Source organism: Phenylobacterium sp. (assembly GCF_041691455.1).
In the GTDB taxonomy this organism is placed as follows: domain Bacteria; phylum Pseudomonadota; class Alphaproteobacteria; order Caulobacterales; family Caulobacteraceae; genus Phenylobacterium.
The window spans coordinates 122,674-132,387 of record NZ_JBEPUO010000009.1 but is presented as its reverse complement, the minus strand read 5'-3'; the positions used below and the strand labels follow the sequence as shown (position 1 = coordinate 132,387).

Annotated in this window: 9 protein-coding genes; 5 read left to right on the top strand and 4 right to left on the bottom strand. The window is 67.5% G+C overall.

Annotated elements, in window-relative coordinates:
- Both ACESMY_RS13550 and cysD read right to left on the bottom strand, forming a co-directional pair.
- Positions 1-287 (bottom strand): GTP-binding protein (locus ACESMY_RS13550; protein WP_372785128.1); only part of this gene is annotated, 287 nt, incomplete at its 3' end.
- A 17-nt stretch (positions 288-304) separates the two neighbouring features.
- Positions 305-1,255: a sulfate adenylyltransferase subunit CysD gene (cysD, locus tag ACESMY_RS13545; RefSeq protein WP_372785127.1), complete on the bottom strand. Its 951-nt coding sequence runs from the start codon at positions 1,253-1,255 to the stop codon at positions 305-307.
- 262 nt (positions 1,256-1,517) lie between these two features.
- Between cysD and ACESMY_RS13540 the strand changes: the two genes are divergently transcribed.
- The gene (locus tag ACESMY_RS13540; RefSeq protein ID WP_372785126.1) at positions 1,518-2,819 is read left to right on the top strand and encodes a spinster family MFS transporter; all 1,302 of its coding nucleotides are present in this window, start codon (positions 1,518-1,520) and stop codon (positions 2,817-2,819) included.
- A 235-nt stretch (positions 2,820-3,054) separates the two neighbouring features.
- The gene (locus ACESMY_RS13535) at positions 3,055-5,610 is read left to right on the top strand and encodes an amino acid adenylation domain-containing protein (protein WP_372785125.1); all 2,556 of its coding nucleotides are present in this window, start codon (positions 3,055-3,057) and stop codon (positions 5,608-5,610) included.
- 36 nt (positions 5,611-5,646) lie between these two features.
- On the opposite strand, the gene ACESMY_RS13530 is transcribed toward ACESMY_RS13535, so the two are convergent.
- Both ACESMY_RS13530 and ACESMY_RS13525 read right to left on the bottom strand, forming a co-directional pair.
- Entirely contained in the window at positions 5,647-5,889 is a 243-nt protein-coding gene (locus ACESMY_RS13530) for an MbtH family protein (protein ID WP_372785124.1), read from the bottom strand.
- Between the two features lie 9 nt (positions 5,890-5,898).
- The gene (locus ACESMY_RS13525; protein WP_372785123.1) at positions 5,899-6,630 is read right to left on the bottom strand and encodes a 4'-phosphopantetheinyl transferase; all 732 of its coding nucleotides are present in this window, start codon (positions 6,628-6,630) and stop codon (positions 5,899-5,901) included.
- A 224-nt stretch (positions 6,631-6,854) separates the two neighbouring features.
- On the opposite strand from ACESMY_RS13525, the gene rfbB reads away from it, so the two are divergent.
- From rfbB to rfbA, 3 genes are read left to right on the top strand one after another with little or no spacing between them, the layout of a single operon-like run.
- Positions 6,855-7,904 carry a dTDP-glucose 4,6-dehydratase gene (gene rfbB / locus ACESMY_RS13520; protein WP_372785122.1) on the top strand — a complete coding sequence of 350 codons (1,050 nt, stop codon included), beginning with the start codon at positions 6,855-6,857 and terminating at the stop codon, positions 7,902-7,904.
- Positions 7,901-8,800, top strand: a complete 900-nt coding sequence (gene rfbD / locus ACESMY_RS13515) for a dTDP-4-dehydrorhamnose reductase (RefSeq protein WP_372785121.1) — start codon at positions 7,901-7,903, stop codon at positions 8,798-8,800. Before rfbB ends, rfbD begins: the two co-directional genes overlap by 4 nt.
- A complete protein-coding gene (gene rfbA, locus ACESMY_RS13510; RefSeq protein WP_372785120.1) occupies positions 8,797-9,690 on the top strand; it encodes a glucose-1-phosphate thymidylyltransferase RfbA in 894 nt (297 codons plus the stop codon). Before rfbD ends, rfbA begins: the two co-directional genes overlap by 4 nt.
- Positions 9,691-9,714: the final 24 nt, after the last annotated feature.

Genomic DNA, 9,714 nt, shown 5'->3' with positions numbered 1-9,714 from the left:
CGGTAGGCGACGTCGATGGTGATGCCCTGTTCGCGCTCGGCGGCCAGGCCGTCGACCAGCAGGGCGAAATCGATCTCACCGCCTTGGGTGCCGATCTTCTTGGAGTCGGCTTCCAGCGCCGCGAGCTGGTCCTCGAAGATCATCTTGGAATCGTAGAGGAGCCGCCCGATCAGGGTCGACTTGCCGTCGTCCACTGAACCGCAGGTCAGGAACCGGAGCAGGCTCTTGTGGTGGTGGGCGTCGAGATAGGCCTCGATGTCCTCGGCGATCAGCTCCGACACCCCCATTTCGAACTTGGCGGCCACTAGAAGTAGCCCTCCTGCTTCTTCTTCTCCATCGAGGCGGCCTGATCGTGGTCGATCACCCGGCCCTGGCGCTCGGAGGTGGTGGCCAGCAGCATCTCCTGGATGATGGCCGGCAGGGTGGCCGCCGTGCTCTCGATGGCGCCGGTCAGCGGGTAGTCGCCCTGGGTGCGGAAGCGGATCGACTTCATCTGCGGGACTTCGCCGGGCAGGAGCCGCATCCGGTCGTCGTCGACCATGATCAGGTTGCCGTCGCGCTCCACCACCGGCCGCTCGCCCGCGAAGTAGAGCGGCACGATCGGGATGTCCTCCAGGTAGATGTATTGCCAGATGTCGAGCTCGGTCCAATTGGAGATCGGGAAGGCGCGGAAATTCTCCCCCGGGCCTTTGCGCGTGTTGTACAGCCGCCAGAGCTCCGGGCGCTGCATCTTGGGGTCCCAGCGGTGCTGGGCCGAGCGGAAGCTGAGGATCCGCTCCTTGGCGCGGGACTTTTCCTCGTCACGCCGGCCGCCGCCGAAGGCCGCGTCGAAACCGTATTTGTCGATGGCCTGCTTCAGCCCCTCGGTCTTCCAGAGGTCGGTGTGCAGCGAGCCGTGGTCGAAGGGGTTGATGCCGCGCGCCTCGGCCTCGGGGTTCTTGTGGACGATCAGCTCCATGCCCGTCTCGCGGGCCATCCGCTCGCGCATCTCGTACATCGCCCGGAACTTCCAGGTGGTGTCGACGTGGAGGAGCGGGAAGGGCGGCTTGGCTGGATAGAAGGCCTTCATGGCCAGCCGCAGCATCACCGCGGAGTCCTTGCCGATCGAATAGAGCATCACCGGGCGCTCGCACTCGGCGACCACCTCGCGGAAGATGTGGATGCTCTCGGCCTCCAGGCGCTGCAGGTGGGTGAGCATGGGTGCGGAGAGGCCGCTCTTCGTGGCTATGGGGTCGGGCGCGACGCGAGCGTCCATCAGCGGACCTTACAACAAAGATGACGAAAGCCGCCCATCCGGACGCGTGACTTAGAGACGGCGGCAAACGGCGGCAAGGCGAAGCGCCCCCAGGAATTCTTGGAGCGCCAACAGGGGATGTGGCCGGGGTCTCGTGTTTCCGGGCGGTCACAGCTCCGCGCTTGGCGACCGGCGGCCGCACATGCAACATGACCCCCAAGGAAACGTACCGGACGTTGGAGCCAGAACACTGGCGGGCGCGTCCGGATGGCTGGGGGACTCGATGACCGCTGCGACCACAACCGCGCCCAAGGCGGGGACGGGCTACCGCTATCTGGTCGTGGGCCTCCTGGCCGTCGTCTACACCTTCAACTTCATGGATCGGCAGATCATGTCGACCCTCGCCGAGCCGATCCGCAAGGAGCTTGGCCTCAGCGACACCCAGCTTGGTCTGCTCGGCGGCATCTATTTCGCGCTTTTCTACACCACCTTCGGCCTGCCCGTGGCCTGGCTCTCCGACCGGTTCAAGCGGGTCTGGATCATGGCCACGGCCTGCGGCATCTGGAGCCTGTTCACCGCCGGCTGCGGCCTGGCGACCAACTTCACCCAGCTGGCCATCTCCCGGATCATGATCGGCGCGGGCGAGGCGGGGGGTTCGCCGCCGTCCTATTCGCTGATCTCCGACTATTTCCCGGCCAAGGAGCGCGGCACGGGGCTCGCGCTCTATTCGCTGGGCGTGCCGCTGGGTTCGATGCTCGGCGTGGCCTTCGGGGGCGGCGTCGCGGCCGCCTACGGCTGGCGGATCGCCTTCTTTGCGGTGGGCCTGCCGGGGGTCCTCCTGGCGCTGATCATGCTGCTGGTAGTGCGCGAGCCGAAGCGCGGCGGCCTCGACGAATATGCGCTGGGGGCCGATGCGCACGCGCCGGCGCCCCCCGCCTTCCAGGTGATCGGGGCGTTCCTGACCAACCGGACCCTGCTCTGCGTGGCCATCGCCTGCGGCCTGTCGGCCTTCATCGGCTACGCCATGCTCAACTGGAACGCGCCGCTGCTGATGCGGGTGAAGGGCGCGAGCCTCAAGGAGGTGTCGGCCTACTACAGCCTGGTGATCGGCGGCACCGGCGTGATCGGCACCTTCGGCGCCGGCTGGCTGGCCGACAGGCTGAGCCAGAGCGACCGCCGCTGGTACGCCTGGATTCCGGCTATCGCCTTCACCCTGACGCTGCCGGCGCTGGCCGGCCTGATCTGGGCGCCGACCTGGCAGATCGCCCTGATGTTCATCGCCGTCCCGGCCTTGCTCAACAACATGTACCTGGCCCCGGCTCTGGCGGTCGTCCAGAACGCCGTGCCCCCCGGCCAGCGGACCATGGCCGGCGCGATCCTGTTGTTCATCCTGAACCTGATCGGGCTCGGCGGCGGTCCGGTCTACCTTGGCCACATCAGCGACATGGCCAAGGGCAAGTACGGCGACCATTCGCTGCTGGTCGGCTACGGGGCGCTCGCCCCGGTGATCGTGATCGCGATTATCGCCCATCTGACGGCGGCGAATTCCATCGCGCGCGACAAACGATTGGCGGCGGCGCTGTAAACCGCGCCCAAAAGTCGCGCAATTTACCAAGTCGGAAGCATTTTGCCGTTGAGTCACGCTGGACTGCGCATCGTCGTGCGTGTTCCGTCGCGGCGATCCGGACGCCAACCATTTGGACCATAGGGCGCAGATTGCTATGACCTACGCGGGGGCTTTTGATCAGAAGCCCGAAGGGAAGGCAGTCTTGCGAGGCGTGCAGTCAGAACACCGACGACTGGAAGCGACTCTCCCAGCTTTGTTTGAAGCCCAGGCGGTCAGCACGCCAAAGGCCGTGGCGCTGACGTTTGGCCGCGAATCGATGACCTACGGCGAGCTTGAGGCCGCCGCCAACCGTCTCGCCCACCACATCATCGCCCAGGGCGTCGGCCCGGACGACCTGGTGGGCATCACCCTCGACCGCTCGATGGACATGATCGTGGCGATCCTGGCGACGCTGAAGTCCGGCGCGGCCTATCTTCCGCTGGACCCGGCCTATCCCAGCGACCGCCTGAGCTTCACGCTCAAGGACAGCGGCTCGAAACTCCTGTTGACCCGATCGGACGTCGAGAACAGCCCGGCCTGCGACATACCCGTGCTGACCCTGGACGATCCCGCCCTGAAGAAGGCGCTGGCCCAGCGTCCGGCGACCGCGCCGACCGACGCCGACCGCGCGACGCCGCTGCATCCCGACAACCTCGCCTACGTCATCTACACCTCGGGTTCGACCGGCAAGCCGAAGGGCGTGCTGATCTCGCACCGCAACGCCGCGCGGCTGTTTTCCGAGACCAAGCCCTGGTTCGAGTTCGGCCCCAGCGACGTCTGGACCCTCTTCCATTCCTATGCCTTCGACTTCTCGGTCTGGGAGATCTGGGGCGCGCTGTTCTATGGCGGACGCCTGGTGATCGTCGAGGACGCGATCCGGCGCTCCCCGCCGGATTTCCTGACGATGCTGTCCGAGCAGGGCGTCACCGTCCTCAACCAGACGCCGTCGGCCTTCTACCAGCTGCTCGCCGCCGCCGAGGGGCGTTCGGACGTCGAGCTTGCCCTGCGCTACGTGATCTTCGGGGGGGAAGCGCTGGAACTGAAGCGGCTGCTGGGCTGGTACCGCGGACGTCCCAAGGACAAGACCGTCTTCGTCAACATGTACGGCATCACCGAGACGACCGTGCATGTCACCTATATCCCGCTGACCGAGGAGATCGCCGCGGCGGCGGCGTCCAGCCTGATCGGCGAGGCCATTCCCGATCTCGACCTCTACGTGCTCGATGCGTCGCTTTCGCCCGTGGAGCCCGGGGTGACGGCGGAGCTCTATGTCGCCGGCGAAGGCTTGGCGCGCGGCTATATCAACCGGCCCGGCCTGACCGCCGAACGGTTCATCGCCTGTCCCTTCGGACCGCCCGGAGCGCGCATGTATCGCACCGGCGACCTGGCGTGTTGGCGCGAGGACGGCGGGCTCGACTACCTGGGCCGGGCCGACCAGCAGGTGAAGATCCGGGGCTTCCGGATCGAGCCCGGCGAGATCGAGGCCGCGCTCATCGCCATCGACGGCGTGGGCCAGGCCGCGGTCATCGCGCGCGAGATCGCCGGCGACCTTCGCCTCGTCGCCTATCTGGTCCCGCAGTCCGCCAGCGGCCTGCCCGAGGCCTCCGTGATGCGGGCCGCGCTGGCGGCCGTGCTGCCGACGCACATGATCCCGGCGGCCTTCGTCCCGATGGACGAGCTGCCGCTGAACACCAATGGAAAGCTTGATCGCCCGGCGCTTCCGACGCCGCAGGTGGCCAGCGAGGCGCCCTATCTGGCGGCGCGCGACGGAAACGAGCGGCGGCTCTGCAAGCTGTTCGCCGAGCTGACGGGCGCGGGCCGGGTAGGCATCGACGACAACTTCTTCGACCTCGGCGGCCATTCCGTGCTCGGCGCGCGGCTGATGGTCGAAATCGAGAAGGCCTTCGGGGTGAGGGCGCCGCTCGGCATGCTGTTCGCGGCCCCGACGGTGCGCGAGCTCGCCAAGAAGATCCAGCAATCGGACTTCGCCTCGCCGTGGACCTCCCTGGTGCCCATCCAGACCGAAGGCGCGGCGCCGCCCATCTTCATGGTGCACTGGATCGAGCGGGACCTCGCGCGCCACATCGGCGCCGATCGCCCGATCTACGGGCTGTCCTACGGCCTGGCGGGCGATATGGGGCAGGGCTCTCTGGCCATGCCGGACACCATCGAAGACCTCGCGGGCCACTACATCAGCGAGATGCGCAACCTGCAGCCCAAGGGGCCGTACTACCTGATCGGACACTCGGCCGGGGGCGTCGTGGCCTATGAGATGGCCCAGCAGCTCAGCGCGCAGGGCGAGACGGTCGCCCTGCTGGGCCTCCTGGACACCTATGCGCCCATGGCCGGGACCAGGGGCGCGGCCCTGAACCTTGGCGGCGTCGTGAAGAACGTCCTGCGCACGCCGCTGCTGACCCTGGCGAAATACACCCTCAGCTTCGTGCGCGAGCAGGTCACCAAGCTCGAGCCTGTCCGGCAGCTGCTGATGCGCAACGACGCGCTCCCGGCGGCGCTCCGCCTGCGGCTCATCAATGAATTCATCAACAATTACAAACCAAAGACCTATGCCGGAAAGGTCGACTTCTTCAAGAGCATGAAGCCGCCGCTGATGATCCGGCACGCGCCGCCGCCGCCGCTCGATCTCGCATGGACGGGCCTGGCGGTCGGCGGACTGACGATCCACGAGATCCCTGGCGACCATATGGAGATCGTGAAGGATCCGCTGGCCGCGGTGACGGCCGCGAAAATCCAGCACCGCCTCGCCGGCTGACGGGTCGGTCCGCGCGCCCCGGACGCCGGCCTTTACCTAGCGCTTCCGGTCGCGGTCCATGGCGGCGCCCAGGCTGGCCGGCCGCATGTCGGTCCACTGAGCTTCGATGAAGGCGATGCACTCGGCCTTCGATCCGCTGGGGCCGGTGAGCGTCCACCCCTCCGGCGCGGCTTTTCCGGCCGGCCATATCGAGTATTGGCCTTCCGCGTTCACCAGCACGGCGCAATGGTCGCCATCGATGGATGCCGGTTCGCCGTCCGCGCCGTCTTTGCTGCTCATCGCCTTCCTCTAGCCGCCCCCACCGCCGCCTTCAATCTCACGGCGCAGCCGAAACATCTCCTGATCCGCCCGGACCCACATGATCGCCGCGATCGTGCGGTCGTTCCAGTGCATATGTCCCCACGCGGAGCCGGCCTCATAGGCGCCGGAAGACAGGCTTCGGTTCGCCAGGCTGGCACTGTATTCATGCGATAGACTGTCGAAAAAGACCCTCACCTCAAGAAAATCGAGGAGCGTTCCGGTCATCGAATAGTACAGCTTTATGAAAGCTTCCTTGGCGACGAAGAGGCGCTTGGCGGGATCTATTCGGCGGACGTCGAGGCCGCGCGCGCTTTGCAGCTCCTCCGGATGGCAGACGATTCGGGCCAGATCCGATTCCAGGGGCGAGGCGAGGTCCACGTCGAGGCCCATCGCCCGAACGGCGGCGCGCGGCGCGGCCACGGCGATCGCCAGGTCGTCGCTGTGGGAGATCGAACCGGCATATCCGGTGGGCCACAGCGGCTCTCCGCGAGGCCCCTTCAGGATCGGCGACGGCGCGCCACCGGCCTGGGAGAGCGCCGCGCGGGCGTGCAGCCGCCCGGCGCGGAATTCGAAGACCCGCTTTGCGCGGGCGCGGCCAACGATCGCCTCCTCCTCTGGAAACGGCCCCTCCGGCGATTCGCCGATCGGGCCGCCCGAGACGCCGCACGCCGCCGGCAGGACGTCTCGCAGCCATGTCAGCACAGGGTCGGCGCCGTTCACGTCGGACTGGCTCCGCTTGCCAAGGATCATCGAGGGCCATGGGGTAAGCCGACTCGCCGGTTTCGCGAGGTTGACCGGCGAGGGCGGCGGCCTATACGGGCTTCAGAGCGTTTGAGGGACGCAACGCTCTGGCGGGACTTAAGGATTTGCTTGCCGGAGCACGCTAAGAAAACAGCATGCGGTTCTGAAACGCCGCCCGGAATGTCCTACAGGCAAGGGTTCACATGAAAATCCTGATCACCGGCGGGGCCGGGTTCATCGGATCGGCCGTGGTGCGCCGGGCCGTGTCCGACGGCCACCAGGTGGTGAACCTCGACGCCCTGACCTATTCCGCGAACCTCGAGAACGTGGCCAGCGTGTCCGGCGACCCGGCCTATGCCTTCGAGCACGCCGACATCTGCGACGAGGCCGCGGTGCGCGCGATCTTCGCCCGCCACAAGCCGGACGCCGTCATGCATCTGGCGGCCGAATCCCACAACGACCGGGCGATCGAGGGGCCGCTCGATTTCGTGCGCGCCAACGTCATGGGCACCGCCATCCTGCTGGAGGCCGCCCGCGCGCACTGGAATGGGCTTCCGGACGCCAAGAAGGCGGACTTCCGCTTCCACCACGTCTCGACCGACGAGGTGTTCGGGGCGCTGGGCGAGGACGGCGATTTCACCGAAGCCACGCCTTACGACCCCAATTCCCCCTATTCGGCGAGCAAGGCCGGCGCTGACCACCTGGTGCGCGCCTGGGGCCGCACCTACGGCATGCCGGTGGTGATCACCAACTGCTCGAACAACTACGGGCCGTTCCAGTTTCCGGAGAAGCTGATCCCGACGGTGATCACCCGGGCTCTGGAGGGCAAGACGATCCCGGTCTACGGCGACGGCCGGCAGGTGCGCGACTGGCTGCACGTCGACGACCACGCCGAGGCCCTGCTGCTGGTGCTCGGAAAGGGCCGCCTCGGCGAAACCTACTGCATCGGCGGTGACGCCACGAAGCGCAATATCGAGGTGATCCGCATGCTCTGCGCCCACCTCGACGCGCTGGCCCCGGCCAACACGCCGCACGCCGAGAAGATCACCTTCGTCACCGACCGGCCGGGCCACGACTTCCGCTATTCGATCGACGCCTCGAAGCTCAGCGCCGAACTCGGCTGGTCGCCCCGCATGCAATTGCAGGAAGGTCTCGAAGACACCGTGCGCTGGTACGTGGAGAACCCCGGCTGGATCGACGGCATCCGCCAGCGCGGCTTCCAATCCGAGCGCCTGGGCCTGGTCAAGGCATGAGCATCCGCGTCCTGCAGTTCGGAACCACCGGGCAGCTGGCGCTGGAGCTGCTGGCCGAGGCCAAGGATTTCGACGTCGAGATCACCGCCCTGTCGCGCGCCGAGGCCGACTTCAACGATCCGCAAGGCGCGGCCAGCCGCGTCCGGGCCGGCGAGACGGACCTGGTGGTCATCGCTGCGGCCCACACGGCCGTTGACGACGCCGAGGCCGAGCCCGACGTCGCGCAATGCGTCAACGCCACGACCCCCGGCGCGATCGCGCGGTCCGCGCAGGCCGCCGGCGTTCCTGTGGTCTTCGTCTCCACCGACTACGTGTTCGACGGCGCGAAGGGCGCGGCCTATGTCGAGACCGATCCGGTCGGCCCCATCAACGTCTACGGGCGTTCGAAGGTGGACGGCGAGGCGGCGGTGCTTGGGGGTTGCGCGCGGGCCCTGGTGCTCCGGACCTCCTGGGTGGTCTCCAGCCACGGCAAGAATTTCGTGAAGACCATGCTTCGGCTGGCCAAGGGGCCAGGGCCGATCAAGGTCGTCGATGACCAGTTCGGCCGCCCGACCGCGGCCCGCGACCTCGCCCGGTTCATCCTTGGCCAGGCCGCGACGCTGGCGACCGCCCCGGCCGGTGCGCCGGTCTTCGGCCTGTTCCATTTCGCCAATGCGGGCGAAGTGACCTGGAAGGGCTTCGCCGAGGGGGTCTTCGACCTGGCCCTGGGCGCCGACGCACCGAAGGTCCAGGCCATCACCACAGCGGAATTCACCAGGCCGGCCGCCCGGCCGGCCCGCGGCACGCTCGACACCGGCAAGCTCGAACGCACGTTCGGCGTCCGACCGAGACCCTGGCGCGAGGCCCTCGCCGAGATCGTGGGCGAACTGAAACTGGAACAGAGGTCGGCGGCATGAGACGAGGCGTCATCCTGGCCGGGGGCTCCGGCACGCGGCTGCATCCGCTGACCCTGGCGGTCTCCAAGCAGCTGCTGCCGGTCTACGACAAACCGATGATCTATTATCCGCTGTCGGTGCTGCTGCTGGCCGGCGTCCGCGAGATCCTGATCATCACCACGCCCGAGGACCAGGCTGGGTTCAAGCGCCTGCTTGGCGACGGCTCGCAGCTCGGCGTGCGGTTCGAATATGTCGTGCAGCTGAAGCCCGACGGCCTGGCCCAGGCCTATATCCTCGGCGAGGAGTTCATCGCCGGCGAGCCCAGCGTCATGGTGCTGGGCGACAACATCTTCTTCGGCCAGAATTTCACCGGCTCGCTGCAGGCCGCCGACGCCCGCGAGCGTGGGGCCACCGTGTTCGGCTACCTGGTCCAGGATCCGGAGCGCTACGGCGTGGTCGAGCTCGGCCCGGACGGCAAGGCCTTGGCCATCGAGGAGAAGCCGGCGGTCCCGAAATCCAACTACGCCGTGACCGGGCTCTATTTCTATGACGGCCGCGCCAGCGAGTTCGCCAGGACCCTGAAACCCTCGCACCGCGGCGAGTTGGAAATCACCGCCCTCAACCAGGTCTATCTGGAGGCCGGCGAGCTCAACGTCGAGCTGTTGGGCCGGGGGTTCGCCTGGCTGGACACCGGCACTCACGACAGCCTGATCCAGGCGGGCGAGTTCATTCGCGCCGTCGAGCAGCGGCAGGGCTTGCGGATCGGCTGCCTGGAGGAGATCGCCTTCCGCCGCGGCTGGATCGACGCCCAGCAGCTGCGCAAGCTGGCCGATGTCCTGGCGAAGAGCGAGTACGGCCAATACCTGCGCCGGCTCTCGGAACGACCGCTGTCGCCGGACGAGGCCGAATAGCGGCGGGAATGGCTGGGGCCGACG